This window comes from Peterkaempfera podocarpi, assembly GCF_042466665.1.
In the GTDB taxonomy this organism is placed as follows: Bacteria; Actinomycetota; Actinomycetes; order Streptomycetales; family Streptomycetaceae; genus Peterkaempfera; species Peterkaempfera podocarpi.
This window is the reverse complement of the sequence record NZ_CP162102.1, coordinates 1332755-1352284: the sequence shown is the minus strand read 5'-3', so window position 1 is coordinate 1352284 and position 19530 is coordinate 1332755. Positions and strand designations below refer to the sequence as shown.

13 protein-coding genes are annotated in these 19530 nt (G+C 71.6%); 8 read left to right on the top strand and 5 right to left on the bottom strand.

Annotated features, from left to right (window positions below; translation table 11 throughout):
• Positions 1–62 precede the first annotated feature (62 nt).
• From AB0761_RS05975 to AB0761_RS05965, 3 genes are all read right to left on the bottom strand, one after another.
• Entirely contained in the window at positions 63–1106 is a 1044-nt protein-coding gene (locus AB0761_RS05975; protein ID WP_377267908.1) for a TauD/TfdA family dioxygenase, read from the bottom strand.
• 26 nt (positions 1107–1132) lie between these two features.
• Positions 1133–1888, bottom strand: coding sequence for an SDR family NAD(P)-dependent oxidoreductase (locus AB0761_RS05970; protein ID WP_377267907.1), 756 nt, complete (start codon positions 1886–1888; stop codon positions 1133–1135).
• A 323-nt stretch (positions 1889–2211) separates the two neighbouring features.
• On the bottom strand, positions 2212–8499 hold the full coding sequence (locus AB0761_RS05965; protein WP_377267906.1) for an amino acid adenylation domain-containing protein: 6288 nt from the start codon (positions 8497–8499) through the stop codon (positions 2212–2214).
• A gap of 371 nt (positions 8500–8870) precedes the next feature.
• Between AB0761_RS05965 and AB0761_RS05960 the strand changes: the two genes are divergently transcribed.
• Positions 8871–9413, top strand: coding sequence for a GNAT family N-acetyltransferase (locus tag AB0761_RS05960; RefSeq protein ID WP_377267905.1), 543 nt, complete (start codon positions 8871–8873; stop codon positions 9411–9413).
• Between the two features lie 314 nt (positions 9414–9727).
• Here AB0761_RS05960 and AB0761_RS05955 read toward each other — a convergent pair whose 3' ends face one another.
• Positions 9728–10204 (bottom strand): transglycosylase SLT domain-containing protein, encoded by a 477-nt coding sequence (locus AB0761_RS05955; RefSeq protein ID WP_377267904.1) that lies wholly within the window; start codon positions 10202–10204, stop codon positions 9728–9730.
• Positions 10205–11606: 1402 nt separating this feature from the next.
• On the opposite strand from AB0761_RS05955, the gene AB0761_RS05950 reads away from it, so the two are divergent.
• The 5 genes from AB0761_RS05950 to AB0761_RS05930 all read left to right on the top strand — a co-directional run bounded on the left by AB0761_RS05950 (position 11607) and on the right by AB0761_RS05930 (position 15174).
• Positions 11607–13190 carry a TROVE domain-containing protein gene (locus tag AB0761_RS05950; RefSeq protein ID WP_377273945.1) on the top strand — a complete coding sequence of 528 codons (1584 nt, stop codon included), beginning with the start codon at positions 11607–11609 and terminating at the stop codon, positions 13188–13190.
• Between the two features lie 122 nt (positions 13191–13312).
• A complete protein-coding gene (locus AB0761_RS05945) occupies positions 13313–13795 on the top strand; it encodes a hypothetical protein (RefSeq protein WP_377267903.1) in 483 nt (160 codons plus the stop codon).
• A 47-nt stretch (positions 13796–13842) separates the two neighbouring features.
• Positions 13843–14421: an SMI1/KNR4 family protein gene (locus tag AB0761_RS05940; protein ID WP_377267902.1), complete on the top strand. Its 579-nt coding sequence runs from the start codon at positions 13843–13845 to the stop codon at positions 14419–14421.
• 60 nt (positions 14422–14481) lie between these two features.
• Positions 14482–14712 (top strand): Tn3 family transposase, encoded by a 231-nt coding sequence (locus AB0761_RS05935; protein ID WP_377273944.1) that lies wholly within the window; start codon positions 14482–14484, stop codon positions 14710–14712.
• Positions 14713–14766: 54 nt separating this feature from the next.
• The gene (locus AB0761_RS05930) at positions 14767–15174 is read left to right on the top strand and encodes a RidA family protein (protein ID WP_377267901.1); all 408 of its coding nucleotides are present in this window, start codon (positions 14767–14769) and stop codon (positions 15172–15174) included.
• 58 nt (positions 15175–15232) lie between these two features.
• Here the strand turns inward: AB0761_RS05930 and AB0761_RS05925 are convergent, their stop codons facing one another.
• Positions 15233–16153, bottom strand: a complete 921-nt coding sequence (locus AB0761_RS05925; protein ID WP_377267900.1) for a phosphotransferase family protein — start codon at positions 16151–16153, stop codon at positions 15233–15235.
• 174 nt (positions 16154–16327) lie between these two features.
• On the opposite strand from AB0761_RS05925, the gene AB0761_RS05920 reads away from it, so the two are divergent.
• Together AB0761_RS05920 and AB0761_RS05915 are read left to right on the top strand one after the other, a co-directional pair.
• Positions 16328–16621 carry a helix-turn-helix transcriptional regulator gene (locus tag AB0761_RS05920; protein ID WP_377267899.1) on the top strand — a complete coding sequence of 98 codons (294 nt, stop codon included), beginning with the start codon at positions 16328–16330 and terminating at the stop codon, positions 16619–16621.
• A gap of 393 nt (positions 16622–17014) precedes the next feature.
• Complete coding sequence (locus AB0761_RS05915; protein WP_377267898.1) at positions 17015–19528, top strand: ATP-dependent Clp protease ATP-binding subunit; 2514 nt, start codon at positions 17015–17017, stop codon at positions 19526–19528.
• Positions 19529–19530: the final 2 nt, after the last annotated feature.

Genomic DNA, 19530 nt, shown 5'->3' with positions numbered 1-19530 from the left:
TGACGGGCCGGGTGATGCACCGGCGGACTCGTCGGATGCCTGGTCGGGTGGCACGGTGGGCCTCAGAGGCGGACGCGCTGCAGCGGGTCGGCGCCGTAGGCGCCCAGGTCGCGGCTGACGATGATCTTGCGCAGCCAGCGATCGGTGCCGTCGTAGTGCGCGGTGAAGGAGTCGCGGGCGTGGGCGACGCTGCGGTTGTCGAGGATCAGCAGCGTGCCGGCGGCGGCGACCAGGGGCCGGCGCACCCGGTCCAGCTCGGTGCGCAGCCGGAGGAGCGCCTGCTCCGCCGCCGGGTTGTCGCCGACGCAGCGCATGAACGGCAGGTCCAGCCGGACGTGCGGGTTGGCCGGGTCGTCGAAGAGGACGGACACCGGCTCGGGCCGGTCGCGCATCTCGATCGCCCGCTGCAGGGCGGGGTCGCCGGGGGCGCGCAGCTCCAGCTGCCGGATGTGCTCGTCGTCGGGGACGATGTGGAAGTGCGGCTCCGAGAGGATCCGGCGCTCCTCCTCGCTCAACTCCACATCGCGGACGGCGGCGACGAGGGTCGGCACCACGTCGATGTTGCGGATTCCGAAGAGCAGCAGGTAGTCGGCGGAGTCGGGACGGAAGGCGTCATCGGTGTGGAAGGAGAGGAAGCTCTCGCTGCCGTGGCCGCTCTCGCGGCGCTCGTCGCCGCGGATCGGGAAGATGTCCTGGATCATGCGGCCGTACTGCAGCGTCGCCCAGGCGAAGGGGTCGCCGAGCGCGGAGCCGCACATGGCCAGATAGGCGTCGGAGTGGAGCGTGGCGGAGAGGCCCTCGGGCCGTTCCCAGTGCTCCGGGGTCGGGCCGACCTCGGCGTCGTCGATCGGGAATCCGTGCACCTGGCAGACCGTGGCGGCCGGGTCGTCGCGGAAGGCCCGCAGGAAGCGCAGCAGGCGGGGCGGGAGCAGGTCCTGGGCCTGGTCGAACTTCTGGTAGAAGTCCGGGTCGACCGGGGAGATCCCGGTGTCGGCGAATTCCTGCACCACGTCCAGGATGTCGTCGATCTCCGCGTGGTTGAGTGTGTACGAATGCGTTCCTCTGCCATTCGTGTACGCAGGAGAAGGGGAGGGATGCGTGATCATGAGAATCTCCGGTGTCGTCTTCGTGCTCAGTGGAGGTGGGAGCCCTGCGGAACCGCCGCGCCGAAGTCGGAGGTGGTGGAGCCGGCGATCTCGCCGCCGTCGATGACGAGTTCCTGTCCGGTCATGAACGCGGCCTCGGCGGAGGCCAGATAGAAGTAGGCCGCCGCGATCTCCTCGGGCTGGGCGTGTCGCCCGGCGGGGATCCTGGCATTCACTGCGGCGAGCATGTCCGGGCTGTACTCGGCCAGTTGCATGGGGGTCAGCACCGCGCCGGGGGAGACGCAGGCGACGCGCACCACGGGACTCAGTTCGAGGGCGAAGGTGCGGCACAGCGCCGCGATCCCGGCCTTGGTGGCGTTGTAGTCGGCGTAGTGCGGGAAGCCGCGGTGGCCGTTGACGGAGGCGGTCGCCAGCAGGACGCCGCCGCCCTGGGCGACCATCCGGCGGGCTCCTGCCTGCCACAGGGCGAACACCCCCAGCAGGTTCACGTCCACCACCCGGCGGATCTCGGCCGGGCTGGTCTCCAGCACGTGGTGACGGATGCTGATGCCGGCGTTGGCGATCACGACGTCCAGGCGCCCGTGCTCCTCGTGGACCCGGGCCACCGCCTGCTCCACGACGTCCCAGTCGGCGACGTCGCCGGGCAGCCAGACGACGCCCGGCGTGGGCTCGGCCGGCGGCTGGAGGTCCAGGTTGTAGACCTGGTCGCCGGCCCCTGCGAAACGGGCGGCCGTGGCTGCACCGATCCCGCTGGACGCCCCGGATATCAGAACGATGCGCATGGCCGGCTCCATTTCCCTGCGATCTGGACTTTTCTGAGGTGTATTTCGCTTCCTTTATATGGTCGCAGTCGCAGGGGGGTTGGACCCAGGCAGGCTCCCGGCAATTCCCGTTTCGTTCCCGGCAATACCGTCCCTCGGTACCGGACGTTCCCGGCAGGCAATCTGCCGGGAACGGAACGGGAACGGGGACGAGCGCGGGAACAGGAACAGGAACGGGAACGGGAACGGGAACGACAGCGGGAACGGGAACGGGAACAGAACCGGGGCAGCACAAAACAGAGCAGCCGGGCACCTTCCGGTGCCCGGCTGCTCTGCTCGGTCGCTCAGTTCCCGATCGCCGCCGCCAGTCGGCGGGCCGTACGGGAGCGGAAGACCACCTGGACGTCGGGCGCCCTTCCGTACCGCTTGCCGATCCGTCCGGTCAGTCGGAGCGCCCCGACCGAGTCCAGGCCGGCCGCGAACAGGTCGTCGTCCGGTCCCACCGGCCCGCCCAGCAACTCCCCGGCCAGCGCGGCCACTTCCCGCACCACCTCCGGCGCCGGCTCCCGCACGGTGTCCCGCACCACGTCCCGCGCCGGTTCCCGTACGGTCTCCCGTGCCAGGTCCCGCGCCGGTACCTCGGCCGTGCCCGCGCTCGGCAGGTCGCCGACCGGCCGTCCGGGGGCGGCCGCCCACGCCGCGAGCAGCTCCTGGAGCCGGGTCAGCATCCGCTCCGCCGCCGCGGCGGGGACGGCCTCGGGCCGGTGGTCCAGCGCCAGCAGCAGCCGCTCTCCCGGCGCGGCGGTGAGCTTGAGCGGATAGTGGTAGGCGTCGATGCCGGAGGCGCCGGTGATGCGCGGACCGGCGACGGGCCGGGGCGACCGCGCCTCGTCCTGCGGGTAGTTCTCGAAGACCATCGACGCGTCGTAGAGCGGCCCGAGACCCGCCGAGCGCTGGATCTCCACCGCGCCCAGGTGGGCGTGCGGCGCCAACTCGGCCTGCTCACGCTGGATCCGCTGCAGCAGGGTGGTGACCGAGTCCGCTCCGTCCAGCCGCACCCGCACCGGAACCGTGCTCAGCAGCAGGCCGACCATCGACTCGACACCCGGCAGCTCGGGCGGACGGACCGAGACCGTCGCCCCGAAGACCACGTCGCGCCGCCCGGTAGCCTCGGCCAGCAGTGCGGCGAAGGCCGCCTGGACCACGGTGTTGACGGTGGTGCCGCTCGTCCGGGCCAGCAGGGTCACCTGCCGGGTGAGCCGCTGCGGCAGCTCAGCCGCGCATCGCAGCGGCAGCGTGGGCAGGGCGGCCGCGTCGACGGCCGGCGCGACCAGCGTCGGGCCGTCGAGGCCGGCGAGGGCCCCGGACCAGGCCGCCCGTGCGGCGGCGCGGTCCTGGCCGGCGAGCCAGGCATGGTACGGCCGGCAGGACTCCGCAGCCGCGGCCGGAGCCGCGCCCGCGACCAGGGCACCCAGCTCGCCCAGCAGTACCGGGAGGGACCAGCCGTCGACCAGAATATGATGAATGGTCAGGATCAGCCGGGAGCGCTCGTTCCCCAGCCGCAGCAGGGCGCAGCGCAGCAACGGGGCGACGGCCGGGTCGAAGCGGCGCAGCCGGTCCTCGGCGAGGAACGCGGCCGCCGCCTCGTCGTCCACCGCCAGCTCCTGCCACGGGACGCGGACACCCTCGACGATCAGCTGCACCGGCGTCCCGGACGTGTCGGCCCCGAAGGCCGCGCGCAGCGAGGCATGCCGGTCGGCCAGCGTCTGGCAGGCCCGGCGCAGCGCCCCGGACTCCACCGGTCCCTCCAGCTCCAGCACCAGCTGCACCTGGTAGACATCGGGCGCCTGCGGTCGGTAGCGGTTGTGGAAGAGCAGACCCTCCTGCATCGGGGTCAACGGCCAGACGTCGGCCAGCCGTCGGCCCTGCGCCGACTCGGCGGCCTCGTAGCCCTCCAGCTCCTGCTGGCCGAGCACGGCCGGCAGCACGTCGGAGGGGGTCAGCCCACCGGCCTCGGCGGAGCCGGCATGGGCGGCCAGTTCGCGCAGCGCGTCCAGCCAGGCGTCGCCCAGGGCCTTCGCCTGCTCGTCCGGGAGCAGCCCTCCGGGCCACATCAGGTGCAGATGCAGGACCGGGCCGGCGGGGGTGTCCGTCGCGGCGGCGGTGACCTCCAGCGCGTGGGAGAGCGACATCCCCGGATGCGCCATCGCGCCCAGTGCGGTGCTCTCCGGGGCCGGACCCCACGGTCCGGCGGCCCAGTCGCCGCCGCGGCCCAGGTAGTTGAAGCCCAGTTGCGGTGTGGGCAGCCCGGCCAGCACCGCCGCGGTCTCCGGGTTCAGCCGGCGCAGCAGACCGTAGCCGATGCCATGGTCCGGCAGCGCGCGCAGCTGCTCCTTCACCCGCTTGAGCGCGGCCCCGGGACGGGGCGACCCGCCGTCGGCGCGGACACCCGGGTCCAGGCGAACCGGCCGCAGGTCGGTGAACCACCCCACGGTACGGGAGAGGTCCAGCTCACCGCCCTCGCCGCCTTCGCCGCCGAGTTCCTGGCGGCCGTGGCCCTCCAGGTCCACCAGCAGGCCCGGCGCCCACGCCGTCCCGTCCTGGTCCGCCCACGCGCCCCGGCGGCGTTCCGCGGCCAGCGCGAGGCCGGTGAGCAGCACCTCCTCCACGCCCGACCGGTATGCGGTCGGCAGCGCGCCCAGCAGCGGGCCGGCCTGCTCCGGCGGCAGCGTCCATGCCAGCGAGCGGGCGGTGCCGTGCGTGTCGGTGGCGGGATCGAGCGCCCGTGCCGTGAGCGGCGCGTCGCCGCCGCTCAGTATCCGCTCCCAGAAGGGGAGTTCAGCAACCCTCGCCGGGGTGCCGGCCGCCTCGACGAGCCGGTGGGCCCAGGTGCGCAGCGAGGTCGGCACCGGTGCGAGCTGCGGCGCCGCGCCACGGCTGGCGGCCTCCCATGCCTCGCGCAGGTCCGGGACCAGGATCCGCCAGGAGACCTCGTCCACGGCCAGATGGTGGGCGACCAGCAGCAGCCGGCCGTCCGCCCTGCCCGCGTCGAACCAGACGACGCGCAGCATCTGCCGCAGCTCCGGGTCGAGCTCGCCGCGGGCGCGGGCGGTCTCCGCCGCGATCAGCGCGGTCAGAGCGGTGGCGTCGAGCCCTTCGGCGGAGACCCTGCGTACGCAGTCCCAGGCCCGCAGAGTCCCGGCCGGGGTCACATCGAGCGTCCGGCCGACGCCGGCGGGCCGCGTCCGCAGCCGGAAGGCGTCGTGCCGGTCGAGGAGCGCCTGCACCGCGGTGGTCAGCGGTTCGGTCCCCAGGGCGGGCGGTACGGTCAGCAGCGTCGCCTGGGCGAAGTCCTGTGTCGGCCCCGCGTGCTCGGCCAGCCAGTGCATGATCGGCGTCGCGGGCAGCTCTCCGGTGCCCGCCTCGGCCGCCTCGGTGGCGGCCGGAGCCGCGCTGCCCGCGATGCGGGCCAGCGCCGCGACCGTGCGATGGGTGAAGACGTCCTTCGGGGTGAACCGCAGGTCGGCCTGGCGGGCCCTGGCCACCAGCTGGATCGAGGTGATCGAGTCGCCGCCGAGTTCGAAGAAGCTGTCGTCGGCCCCGACGGAGTGCCGTGCGGCCTCGGCACCGTAGAGCACCTCGCCGAAGAGACGGGCCAGCTCGGTCTCGGCCGGGCCCTCGGGAGACCGGCCCGAGCTGACGGTGGTCGCTGCGGGTGCGGGCAGTGCCTTGCGGTCGAGCTTGCCGTTGGGGGTCAACGGCAGCTCCGCGAGCTCCACCACGGTCGACGGCAGCATGTAGTCGGGCAGGGTGGCCGCCGCGTGGCCGAGCAGCTGCGCCTGGTCGAGATCGGCTCCCGGCTCCGCCACGACATAGCCGACGAGCTGCTTGGAGCCGCCCGCCGTCTCCCTGACCACGACCGCTGCCTGTGCGACCGAGGGATGCCGGGTCAGGGCCGTCGCGATCTCGCCCAGCTCGATGCGCTGGCCGCGCAGCTTGACCTGGTCGTCCGTGCGGCCGAGGTAGTCGAGCTCCCCGTCCGGGGTCCAGCACACCACGTCGCCGGTCCGGTACATCCGGCTGCCGGGCTCCCCGTACGGGTCCGCGACGAAGCGCTGGGCGGTCAGGCCGGGCCGGTTCAGATAGCCGTCGGCCAACTGCCGTCCGCCCAGGTAGAGCTCGCCCGGGACGCCGGGCGGGACCGGACGCAGCGCCTCGTCCAGCACATAGGTCTGGCTGTTCCAGAGCGGTCGTCCGATGGTGACCGGCGCGTGCTCCGCCCACTCCGCCCCGATCCCGAGGTCCGGGCCGCCGGTGATCGCGACCGCGGCCTCGGTGGGCCCGTAGAGGTTGTACAGCCCGGCGTCGAAACCGGCCCGGAAGCGGTCGCGGGTCTCCGGCGACAGCGCCTCGCCGCAGCAGATCACCCGGCGCAGGCTGCGGCACTGTTCGGCGTCCGCCTCCACCACGAAGGCCTGCAGCATGGAGGGGACGAACTGGACCGTGGTCACCGACTCGCGGGCGATGAGGTCGGCGAGGTAGGACGGGTCCCGGTGGCCGCCGGGGGCGGCGATCACCAGTGTGGCGCCCGTCTGCAGGGGCCAGAGCAGCTCCCAGAACGAGGTGTCGAAGCCCGCCGAGGTCTTGAGCATCACGCGGTCGTCGCAGCCGAGCCCGAAGCGGTCCTGCATCCAGCGCAGGTTGTTCACGATCGCCCGGTGCGAGACGATCACGCCCTTCGGCCGCCCGGTGGAGCCGGAGGTGAAGAGCAGGTACGCGGCGTCGCCCGGCAGCGGCCCGTGCCCGGCCACCGTGCCGCTGTCCGGGGGAGTCGGCAGCGGCTCGTCGAGCAGCAGCCGGGGCATGGTGCCGGGCAGCGCCACGGTGTCCTGGCCGGCCGTCACCACCAGCGAAGGGTTCGCGTCCTCCAGGATCCAGCCGATGCGCTCGGCCGGGTAGTCGGGGTCGAGGGGAAGGTAGGTTGCGCCCGTCTCCAGCACCGCGTGCAGCGCCACGACCAGCTCCACCGACCGGTGGAGGGCGACGGCCACCCGGTCGCCTGCACCCACCCCCCGCGACCGCAGCACGGCTGCCAACCGCTGGACGCGCTCCGCGAACTCGGCATAGGTCAGTTCCTTTCCGGCAAAGACGGCGGCGGTGGCGTGCGGGGTGCGCGCCACCTGGGCTCGGAAGAGGTCCGGCAGCGTCAGCTCGGACGGCAGCTGCTGCTCGGTGTCGTTCCACTTGCGGACGACCTGCTCCAGCTCGTCCTCGGCGAGCAACGGGATCCGGCCGACGAGCGTCGTCGGTTCGGTCGCGAAGACCGTCAGGAGCGAGCGCAGCCGGCCGAGCAGGCGGTCGGCGTCGAGGGCGTCGAAGAGGTCGGTCTGGTGACTGAGGGCGAGTCGCAGGGAGCGGCCGACGGCGGCCGTCAGATTGAGCGGATAGTGGGTGGAGCCGGTCGCGGTGCCGTTCTGCTCGCCGGCGTCGGCGAGGAAGCGCACCTCGGTGCCCGCGACCAGAAAGGCCGCCTCGTCGGCGCCCGCACCCGCAGCGGCCCCGCCGGGGGTGCTGACAAAGCCGACCGTGCTGTCGTAGAGGTCGCCGAGGCCGACGCGGCGCTGGATCTCCGACAGACCCAGGTGGTGATGGGCCTCCAGCTCCGCCTGCTCGCGCTGGACCCGCAGCAGCAGCTCGGTCAGCGTCTCATTGGGGTCCATCAGGACGCGCACGGGCGCCGCCCCGATGAGCAGGCCGACCATCTCCTCGACGCCGTCCAGCGCCGGCGGCCGTCCCGAGACGGTCTGGCCGAAGGCCACGTCCTGGCTCCCGGTCAGTCCGGCGAGCAGCAGCGACCACACGCCCTGGACCACCGTGTTGACGGTCAGCCCGGCGGCCCGGGCGGTCCGCAGCAGCGTCGCGGTGAGCTCCTCGGACAGATCCGCCGTGGAGAGCCGCGGCAGGGCCTGGGGCCCCGGTCCGCCGGTGCGTCCGCGCGCGACGAGGGTCGGCGTCTCGAAGCCGGCGAAGGCCGACTCCCAGGCGGTCCCCGCCGCCTCCCGGTCCTGCGCCTCCAGCCAGGCGAGGTAGCGGCGGAAGGGCACCACGGGGGCGAGCCCGGCGGGATCGCCGCCGGAGCGGCAGAGCGCGAAGAGGTCCTGCAGCACCTGCTGGAACGACCAGGCATCCAGCAGGATGTGGTGGTACGTGAGTACCAGGACGCGCCGCTCGTCCGCCAGCTCCAGCACACCGGCACGGAGCAGCGGCGGGCGCGCCAGGTCGAAGCGCCGGGCACGTTCATCGGTCCGGTACCGGTCCAGCCGCCGCAGCTGCTCGGCCTCGTCGAGCGCCCGCAGGTCCACCTCCTGCCACGGAAGCTCCACGGACCGGCTGATCAACTGCACCGGCTCGCCGGACTTGCGCAGCTGGAACCCGGCACGCAGCACGGCGTGCCGGGCCAGCAGCTGTTCCAGCGCCGTGCGCAGCTCCGCCGCGCTGAGAGGTCCACGCAGATCGAAGGCCACCTGGACCGTGTAGGCGTCCACTCCCTCGTCCTCGTAGAGCGCGTGGAACAGCATTCCGTGCTGCAAGGGGGTCAACGGCAGGGCGGCTTCCAGGCGGGACTGGGTCATCTCCGGACTCCAAGGGGGCGGCGTCGTGGCGTCACCTTCGGATCGTCGCGCCGGGGGCCCGCCGGTCCCAGGAATCGGCGCGGCAACTTGCCGGAAGCTCGGCTTCGCACCGCTGGTCGGGGCGGGCGGCTGTCACCGATGATGACCGCTCCGGGGCGCGACCGTGGTGATGCGGTCACCAGGACCCGCGCAGGGGTGCGGGCGGCCGTGGAGCAGCCGCCTCTGGGCCAGTGCCGGCAGCGGACCGGAGCGGACCACCTGTGCTGCCGCCGCGTTCGCACGGCCGACGGCCCGGGCTCTGTCTCCATGGCCGGCCGCTGATGTGTCGTATTGGTTTGCCGCCGACGGGCCCGGTCGGATAGGAAGCTCGCATGCTACGAGGCAAAAAGATCGCGCTGCGGGCCCGGCACGAAGACGACATCCCGGTCCTGCGGGCCGAGCTCTACGACGACGTGGTCAACGGCTCGCGGGCCGAGAGCCGGCCGTGGCGGCCGGTCTCGCCCAGTTCGAAGGACCCGCGACTCGTGGTGGACGACACGGAGCAGGCGCACGTCCCGTTCTCCGTGGTGGAGCTGGACGGCGGCACACTGGTCGGCACGGCGACGCTGTGGGGCATCGACAACCACAACCGTTCGGCGCACATCGGGCTGGGGCTGCTGCCGGCCAGCCGCGGCCGGGGCTACGGGACCGACGTGGTCGCGGTGCTCTGCCACTACGGATTCGTCGTGCGCGGCCTGCACCGGCTCCAGATCGAGACGCTGTCGGACAACGCCGCGATGCTGCGCTCCGCCGAACGCAACGGCTTCGTCCGCGAGGGCGTGCTGCGCTCCTCGGCCTGGGTGATGGGCGAGTTCCTGGACCAGGTGCTGCTCGGGCTCCTCGTCCAGGACTGGAGCGCGGAGTCGAAGGCCTAGGCTGCCGCCCGGGGGCCGTACTGCTCGGCGTCGCCCGGGGGAGCCCGCGCAGGGACCGGCAGACAGACGCTGCTGGTCCACGGTCCGGGCCGTCCGCAGGGCTCTCGCGGTGCCTGAGGGCCGTGGGACGCGGGCCCCGCAGGGGGAGCCGGCCCTGCTCTCCGGGGTCGGTCACGACGAGTAGCAGGTGGCGTACCGCGAGCTCCACTGCTCGACGGAGAAATCCCGGAAGTCCCCGGGGTGGCTGGGAACGGCCGAACGCCCCCGGGGGTGTCCCGGGGGCGTTCGGTGTGTGCTGGTGTGCCTGGGGTGGCTCAGTACCAGTGGTGGGTCTGCCAGAAGTTCCAGGCGGCGTTGGGGCTGCCGTAGCGGTCGTTCATGTAGGTCATGGCCCACTTGATCTGGGTGGCGGGGTTGGTGCGCCAGTCGGAGCCGGCGGAGGCCATCTTGGAGCCGGGGAGGGCCTGGCACAGGCCGTAGGCGCCGGAGGAGCCGTTGGTGGCGTGGACGTCCCAGTCGGACTCGTGGGTCACGATGTGGTTGAACGCGGCCCACTGGGAGGCGGGGACCATCGACTTGGCCAGCGCCTTGGCAGCGGCAGGGGACGTGCCGGTGGTGGCGGCGAAGGTGCGCGCGTCGACCTGCTGGTGGTGCGCGCTCGTCCGGGTCGCCTGCTGTGCGGTGGCCGCGGAGGCGGCCGGAGCGGCGATGGCGGCCACCGAGGCCAGGCCCGCGGTGGTGGCCAGGACGGCGGCGGTGGTGTGCAGGCGGCGGGGAAGGGCGAAGCGCATCAAGCTGGGGACCTCGATCGGTTGGCTGGGCGGTCCGGGACGGTGGTGGCCCCGGTGCCCGTGGCACCCGGTGTCGGTTGGTGCCGGGCGGGACGCTCACAGACCGCGGGATGCGATCCGGTGCGCCGTTCGGACTCGTCCCACCGTGGACGACCCGGCCGCCCCCGGCAAACAGCCCACCTACGATGCAAAGCCGTAGACCGGCTGCCGGTTGCGGGGGCCGGTGGCCGTGGCCGGAGCCCCTCCGGAACGCCGGCATCGCGGGGCCGGGCAGGCCGCGGCGGGGCGGTGTGAAGCGCGATGACCTGCACCTTTAGCGTGCTTTGTCCGAATTGCGACGGTAAACATCTATGTGTGCTGATTCTTTGGGTGGGCTGTGGTTCGCCGCTCCGGGTTATGCCTACTACCGGGGGTCGTACACCCCTGGGCCCGTGTGAGGCGCTTCACTCGCGGGCCCCCGCCGCAGCCTCGCCGCTGTGACCCGGACCACCCGAACCGGTACAGAGTGCCCGGCTGGCGAGGCGCGATGTGCGGTCGCCGGATCGCAACGGTACGGCTGCGCTGTGCAGGCCAAGCGGCTGCCGCACGGCTGAGGTGCAGCAGTGACCACCGCGCCGGCCGCTTGGGCCGGCTGGACCCTGCGGCCCCTGATGGGGGCCGCGGGTCCGGCAGCCGGAGCGCGCCCGGCCTACTGCTTGCCAGGGGGTGGGACGCCGGCGGACTCCTCGGATCAGGGCCTCGGCGAGCACGCCGGCCTGCCGTTCCACCTGGGCGGGACGCGCACCCCTTTCCATGTGGACGCCGAGTTCCTGCTCGATCGCCAGAAGTCCGAAGCCGGCCTCCGCCAGGACCGGCTCCGGTGCGGGCGCGTTGCCGGTGACCAGCGCGGGCCCGTGGTCAGGCAGCGCTCCGGTGTGATCACCCACGCCGGGAAATTGGATCGAAGGCGTCGTCAGGAATGGCTATCGTGGCTGCCGTCCAGGTGCGCAGGTGGGGGTTGCTTCACCTTGGGAGTGAGAGGCCGCGGGTTCGAATCCCGTCATCGACCCAGGGTCGGTGTAGCTCAGTGGACAGAGCGCTACGTTTCCTCCGCCGAATCCGATCTCTGGGCATACAACTTCAGATGCAATGCACCTCCCGGTGCGAAGGCCACGGTTCCTTCTCTTTCACAGAACCCGACCCGTAGCCGTCACCGATCTCGGGAGGCCACAGCATCGGGGGCGCCCGGTGCGCAGGCGACGGATACTTCAACCGGAACTATGGGTCGCGGGTTCAAATCCCGCCCGGCCGTCCACGGCCGGTAGCTCAGCGGCAGAGCAATAGTCTGCGAGCCCGTCGCCGACCCTGATCTCGGGCGCCCCACTGCTGAGCCTCCCCTCCTATGAGAGGGGTTTCCTACGTCATGGCCCGCTTCAACACCCGCAGCGCACGTCCGTCCGCCACCTCGCCCGTGTCCACCACCGGGCAGACCACCCGCACCCACGAGGGCGGCGCCGGTCACCTCCGCGACGCCCGCGGCGAGTTGTTCCTCCTCGCGGTGACCAACATGGTCGGCCAGGACACCTACTACGAGCGCGGCGGTCAGCGCGACGACCGCTACACCCGGCTCGTACGCCAGCTCGCGGTCGAGGACCCGACCTGGACGGCCGGCCTCCTCGGCTGGCTGCGCACCGGTGGCACCATGCGCACCGCCTCCCTCGTCGGCGCGGCGGAGTTCGCCAAGGCCCGCCTCGATGCAGGCGAGGCCGGCCACTCCCGGCAGGTCGTCGATGCTGTGCTGCAGCGGCCGGACGAGCCCGGGGAGCTGCTGGCGTACTGGACCTCGCGGTACGGGCGGAACGTGCCGAAGCCCGTGAAGCGCGGTATCGCCGACGCCGTCGCCCGGCTGTACAACGGCAAGGCCCTGCTGAAGTACGACACCGCGAGCAAGGGCTACCGGTTCGCTGACGTCCTCAACCTGGTCCACCCGACCCCGCACCCCGACAAGGCATGGCAGGGCGACCTGTTCCGTTACGCCCTGGACCGGCGCCACAACCCCGACGAGGCCGTCCCCCCGGCGTCGAACCGGACCCTGAGCGCGAACCGCGCCCTCATGCAGGTCCCGGTGCCGGAGCGGCGTGCCCTGGCCACCGGTCGCGGTGGGGCTGAGCGGCTCGCCGAGGCCGGCATGACGTGGGAGGCACTCGCCGGCTGGTTGCAGGGGCCGATGGACGCCGCCGCGTGGGAGGCGATCATCCCGTCCATGGGCGTGATGGCGCTGGTGCGGAACCTGCGCAACTTCGACGAGTCCGGTGTCTCCGACACGGTCGCCGCCCAGGTCGCCGCCCGCATCAGTGACCCTGCGGAGGTCGCCCGGTCGCGGCAGTTCCCGTTCCGGTACCTCGCCGCGTACAAGCACGCGCCGTCGCTGCGTTGGGGTCACGCGCTGGAGACCGCGCTCGGGCACTCGCTGGCGAACGTGCCCGCGCTCCCGGGCCGCACCCTGGTGCTGGTGGACCGGTCGGGCAGCATGTTCGGCGGCATCAGCCAGCAGACCCAGCTCAACCGGGCGGACAGCGCGGCGATCTTCGGCGCGGCAGTGGCGAAGCGGGCACAGTCCGTGGACCTGGTCGAGTTCGGCACCAGCAGCCGTCCGGTGTCCCTGCGGGGCGGTGAGTCGGTGCTGAGGGTGCTGGAGCGCTTCGGGAACCTCGGGGGCACCAACACCACCGAGGCGGTGCGGCGGCACTACCGCGGGCATGACCGGGTACTGATCGTCACCGACGAGCAGGCCTCGTACAGCCACTCCGGAGACCCGACCGCACAGGTCCCGCAGAACGTGCCGGTGTACACCTGGAACCTGGCGGGGTACCGGGCGGGCCACGGGCCGTCCGGGTCGGGGAACCGGCACACCTTCGGCGGTCTGACGGACCACGCGTTCCGCATGGTCCCGTTGCTGGAGGCGGGCCGGAACGCGGCGTGGCCCTGGGAGCCGGACGCGGCGTGACTCGTGCACGCGCCTGCGCTCGCCGAGTACGTCCGGATGGTTCCGCGGACGCCAACGGTGTCATCGGACGTCCTTTCTCATGGTTGTTCCGGGAACCCGGGCCGCATCGGGATACTTCTCGGGTGCTGTTGAGATGGATCGCTGAGGTGGCGGACGACCCGCTTGTACTGGATCCGGCTGACCGGGAGGTGGAGTGGGAGACCAACACCTGGTGGCTGAGTGCGGAAGGCGAGGACGGGCGGTCCTTGTCCGTGTCCGATGTGGTCACCGCGTTTGAGCGGACCGCTGAAGGTATCCGGCTCCGCATCCAGGAGATGGGCTTCGCCGGGGCGGCGACGTTCTATGTGTGGCACGACGAACAGGCCGGGCAGCTTCGGTGCTCAACCGGCTCGGTGGCCCCGGACGAGCTGCCGTTCACCAGTGTTTACCTGCCGACTGACGATCTCGGTCCGGTCGTCGAGGGCTTCCTCGACGACCGGGATCCGGGCGTGGTCGCCTGGTCGGACCTCGAGGACGAGGAGCACCGGAGCCACCGGACCGCGCCCGAGCCGGAGGCCGCGGCCTTTCGGGTGTGGGTGCGCAGCGTGGGGTCGGACTCACGATGACCAGGCGTGCGTACTGCCGCTGCGGAGGTTGATGGCAGGCTGAGCGCATGGACGATCTCGTTGGCACCCAGGCGCCGCGCCGACGCCTGCATGATCCGACGGAGGCGCTGGCGGAGGTTGAACGGGCCTTGCCGGGCATGGTCGAGCGCCGCCGGTCTACGCCGAAGGCCATCAACTGGGTGGCGGTGCAAACCGATCTCGGAACGGATCTGCCGTCCGACTACAAGTTGCTCTGCGAGCTCTATCCGGCCTTCGAGATCAGCGACTTCCTGCGCTCCGGCGGACCGGAACCAGGCTCTGAGGCTGACTGGTGCGAGGGAGCTCGGGAGCTGTTGGAGATCGTCGCCGAGTGGTGCGCAGATGCAGACCTTGCCGTGCCACTGCACCCGTATCCAGCACCAGGCGGTCTGCTTCCCTGGGCGACCTCGAGCCAGGGCGATTTCTTCCTGTGGGGCACACACCCCGGTGACACGCGCGAGTGGACCGTCACTGTCGCCTCACGCAATGGCGCGTGGTGGCACTACACGGGCGGGGCGGTGCAGTTCCTGGCCGACCTCGTCAGCGGCTCCGTGGAACGCTGGGCACTTCCGGCGGTGCATCCTCGGGTGTTCTGGTTCACCGGGTGAGTCGGTGACAGCAGACCAGCGCCGTGGCCGGGCCCGCCAACGCGAGGAACTGTTTACGTCCTGGACATAGCGGAGATCGTCCGCCAGCTCCTTGAGGAGGGCTGGGACATCGACCCAGAGGACCTGGCCCACATCTCGCCGTACCTGACCGAACACATCAAACGGTTCGGCGAGTACTCCACCCACGAACTCGGCACCCGGCCCGAGGCGTACGACCTCCAGCTTGACATCGACTTCACCTCGCTGCGCGAGCAGGACCTCACTGCCGCCAGCCTCGGTCGGGCCGCCTGATCCGTGAGTGCTTGGGGCCCCTACGCCGGTAGGGAGCCGATATCCCATCGTGGCATGATCGGCGCCATGGACCACTTCGTACGTCCCAGCGGTTCACCGCCCGTCAACGGCTACAGCCACGCGGTTGCCTTCACCGGAGCGATGGTCGCCGTCTCGGGTCAGGTCCCCGTGGACGCCGACGGCAATCTGGTCGGTAAAGAGGACGCTGAGGCCCAGGTCCGGCAGGTCTACGCGAATCTGACCACCGCGCTTGAGGCAGCAGGCTCTGGTCTGGAACACGTAGTCAAACTGACGGTCTACCTGACCGATCTGGACGATCTGGGCGCGTTCCGTAAAGTGCGAGACGAGTACCAGGACGCAGAAAACCCGCCTGCTTGCTCCTTGGTGAGGGTCGCCGGTCTGGTTCACCCGGACTTCCGAGTCGAGGTCGACGCATTGGCCGTGGCGCCGAGCGCTGGATAACGGTTGGCTCCCGGCCGCCCTCGGGAACGTCGCCGCCCCGCTGCTGGGCAGCCTCGCGTCAGGCTTGGTTCGCCAGCCACTCCTTGACCTGCTGGGCGTACTGCGGTGCCCACTGCGGCGTCCAGCGCAGGAAGTAGACATGCATGGTCAGCGCATGCAGGACGTGTGCGAGGTCGACGCGCTGCTCCCAGTCGTCCGGCAGCGGGCACGCGGCGGCGTAGGAGTCGAGGAAGGCCCGGCGGCCTGCCGGGAAGGTGTCAAAGATGTGTTCGTCGAGCTTGCCGAAGTCGCGGAACCGGTCCGTGTATCTGGCGTGCTCGAAATCCAGGACGCAGGTGATCCGTCCGTCGCTCACCAGGAAGTTCGGCAGCCAGAGGTCTCCGTGGGTCAGCGCCGGGGTGCTCGCCGAGTCGTCCAGCTGCGACACCGCCGTCGCGATCGCGGTGCGAATGGCGTTGCTGTCGCCGAGCATGTCGGCCTGCGCCTGATCGAGCAGCATGTCCACCTCGGAGGCCACCGAGCTCCCCAGGGTTGTCGCGCTGCCGGATCCCTGGACGTCGGCGAACCCGGGTCCCGTGATGCTGTGCAGTCGGCCGACCACGTCCCCGAGGTCGCGGCAGAGCGCCTCGCGCCCGCCGTCGTCCAGTGCCTCCCACAGGTCTGACGCAGTGTCGCCCTCGTGGAACTCCTGGATGAGCACGGGCCCGTCCAGAGCCGGGTCGTGCGGCACCAGGCTCCGGTAGCGCACCACCGGGATGCCGTGTTGGGCCGCCACGCGGGCGTTCGTCATGAGCCGCCGCAGGTGTTCGGGATCGCGGTCGCGCTGCGGAACCTTGACCAGCAGCGGGCCCTCGTCGGTGTCGGCGACCCAGTGACTGCTGGTGTAGCCCGCGGACAGCTGACTCAGCGAATGAATGCGCATGCCGGGACATGCCTGCGAGAGGACTCGCCCGATCGCGGCCTCGATATCGGTTGCCATCAGGGTCAGCTGTGCCTTTCAGTGCGGGCATCGATCGGGTGGCGGCCGTAGGCCGGCGAGCCGGGTGGAGCCAACGAGGCTCCCAGAGGTTCGAGCGAGGAGGGTCCGGGTCACAACCCGCCTGTCTGGAAGCCTTGTTGGCCACCCATCCTGCCGCATTCGCGGTCCCTGGGAGTGCCGTTCGGGCGTCTGACGTCGGCCGGTGTCGGGCGGGAGTTCCGCGGGTGGACCGGGGCGGGGCCGCGGTGTCGGTCGGTACCCGGGCCGGGCCGCAGGGGCGGCGCCGGCCCGCGCCGCGCCAGGGGCTGCACGGGGGGTCGGAACCAGCCGTCGTCCAGCGAAGCGAGCGGAAGCCCGCAGCTGTTCATCAGCCCACGGACGGTGGAGTGGCACCTCGGCAATGTGTTCACCAAGCTCGGAGTCGGCTCTCGCAGGCAACTTCGGTCGGGTGCGGCCAAGGGCCGGTAGGAGTACTCCACCGGCGGAAGGACGGCGTCCCCGCAGGTGGGTGGTGAGATGCCTGCCACCCGCCCGCGTCCGGGCGGCGCCCGAGGCGGGTGGGTGCGGTGCGGCCGGGGGCGGCTACGGGTGGCGGCGGCCCAGTGCCGGGCGCGCCGGTGGCTCCTCGTACCGCGCGCGCCGGTGGCGCTGCGAGAGACAGGGTGCTCGGGCCCTGCCGGGGCGTTCACCCGGACAGGTGTGGCGGCGGGCTCGGTGCCCGGACGGGTTGGGTCCGCGGGAGACGCATGCCCGCTCGCTGCCGCCTTTGCGGGCCGTAAATGTAGGTGTTTGAGTGGATAAGACATGCCTCGTTCCTGTGCTCGGTCCTGATCCAGCGGTGACGAAGGGGAGTACTTGGTGATGTCCGTTCCTTCTTTCGGTTCCTTCGGACCGTCGGATCCGTTCTCCGAGCTGCTCAACCGCTTCTTCGGGATGTCGGCGGCCTCGTCGCCGCCCGCGGTGCAACGCGTTCCGATCGGGCGGCTGCTGACCGATTCCGCCCAGGAGCTGATCGCACGCGCTTCGCAGAAGGCAGCCGAGGACGGCAGCGAGGATCTGGACACCCAGCACCTGCTGTGGGCCGCGACGCAGGTGGAGCCCGCGCGTGCGCTGCTGGCCCGTACGGGCGCGGACCCGGACGAGCTGGCCGGGGAGATCGAGGAGTCCCTGCCCGCGGGCAGGGGTACCCCCTCCGCGGAACCGGGGCTCACCCCGGCGGCGAAGCGGGTGCTGATCGGGGCACACGCCCGCTCCCAGGCCACGGGCTCCTCCTACATCGGGCCCGAGCACATCCTGCTGGCGCTGCTCGACCCGGACAATGACCAGGCCGCCACGGTGGCCCGCAACCTCGGGGTCGACACCGGAAGGCTCGCCCGCGGCGCCGAAGCCACCGCCCGCCGCGAGTCCGGTCAGGCCCCCAGCCAGACCCCGACCCTGGACGAGTACGGCCGGGACCTCACCACCGACGCCAGATCGGGACGGCTGGACCCGGTCGTCGGGCGCGGCGAGGAGATCGAGCAGACCGTCGAGATCCTCTCGCGCCGCTCCAAGAACAACCCGGTGCTGATCGGCGAACCCGGCGTCGGCAAGACCGCCATCGTCGAGGGCCTCGCCCAGCGCATCATCGCCGGCGACGTCCCCAAGACCCTCGAGGGCAAGCGCGTCGTCGAACTCGACCTGGCCGGGCTGGTCGCCGGGTCGAAGTACCGGGGCGAGTTCGAGGAACGGCTGAAGAAGGTCATCGACGAGGTCACCGGCGCGTCCGACAAGGTCATCCTCTTCATCGACGAGCTGCACACCGTCGTCGGCGCGGGCTCCGGCGGCGAGGGCTCCATGGACGCGGGCAACATCCTCAAGCCGGCGCTGGCCCGCGGTGAACTGCACGTCGTAGGCGCCACCACCCTCGACGAGTACCGCAGGTATGTGGAGAAGGACGCCGCGCTGGAGCGGCGCTTCCAGCCCGTGCAGGTGCCCGAGCCGACCGTCGAGGAGACCATCCAGATCCTGGAGGGCCTGCGCGACGCCTATGAGGCCCACCACCAGGTGCGGTTCAGCGATCAGGCGCTGGTGGCCGCCGCCGAGCTCTCCGACCGCTATATCGCCGACCGTTTCCTCCCCGACAAGGCCATCGACCTGATGGACCAGGCGGGAGCCAGGGTGCGGCTGCGGTCGAGCGGCAAGTCCAAGGAGGTGCAGGACCGCGAGGACCGTCTGGCGCGCCTGGGCCGGGAGAAGGACCAGGCCGTCAAGGACGAGGAGTTCGAGCGCGCCAAGGAGCTCAAGCAGCAGATCGCCGAGCTGGAGAACGAGATCGCCCAGGTCGAGGAGCGCCGCGAGGGCGTTGTCGCGGTCACCGAGAACGACATCGCCGACATCGTCGCCCGCAAGACCGGCATCCCCGTCTCGCAGCTGACGCAGAGCGAGAGGGAGCGGCTGCTGAAGCTGGACGACGCGCTGCACGACCGGGTCGTCGGCCAGGACGAGGCGGTTCTCGCCGTCGCCCAGGCGGTACGTCGCAGCCGGGCCGGCATGGGCGACCCGGGGCGGCCCGTGGGTTCCTTCCTGTTCCTCGGCCCTACGGGCGTCGGCAAGACCGAGCTGGCCAAGGCGCTCGCCCAGCTGCTCTTCGGCGAGGAGGACCGGCTGATCCGCTTCGACATGAGCGAGTTCCAGGAGAAGCACACGGTCTCGCGGCTGGTGGGGTCGCCGCCCGGATACGTCGGATACGAGGAGGCCGGCCAGCTCACCGAGAAGGTCCGCCGCCAGCCCTACAGCGTCCTGCTCTTCGACGAGGTGGAGAAGGCGCATCCGGACGTCTTCCACACCCTGCTGCAGGTCCTGGACGACGGTCGGCTGACCGACGCGCAGGGGCGCACCGTGGACTTCCGCAACACCGTGATCATCCTGACCAGCAACATCGGCTCCCAGCTGATCCTCGCCCACAAGGGCAAGGTGGACGAGATCCGCGACCGGCTCACCGGCGTGCTGCAGGAACGGTTCCCGCCCGAGTTCCTCAACCGGATCGACGAGACCATCGTCTTCCACGCGCTCACCGAGGAGGACCTGTCCAGCATCGTCAACCTGCTCCTGGACCGCAGCCGGCGGCGGGTCCAGGCCCAGGGCTTCGAACTGGACGTCACGGAGGCCGCGAAGAAGCTGCTGATCGCGCACGGCTACCAGCCCGAGTTCGGCGCCCGCCCGCTGCGCCGCACCATCCAGTCCGAGCTGGACAACCGCATCGCCGAACTGGTCCTGACCGGCGAGGTCGAGAAGGGCGACACCATCGTCGCCGATGTGCAGGACGATGCGCTGCACGTCAGTGTCCGGCACTCCGAGGGTGACGCGCCGCAGCCGGCCTCCGGCGACAAGGGATAGCG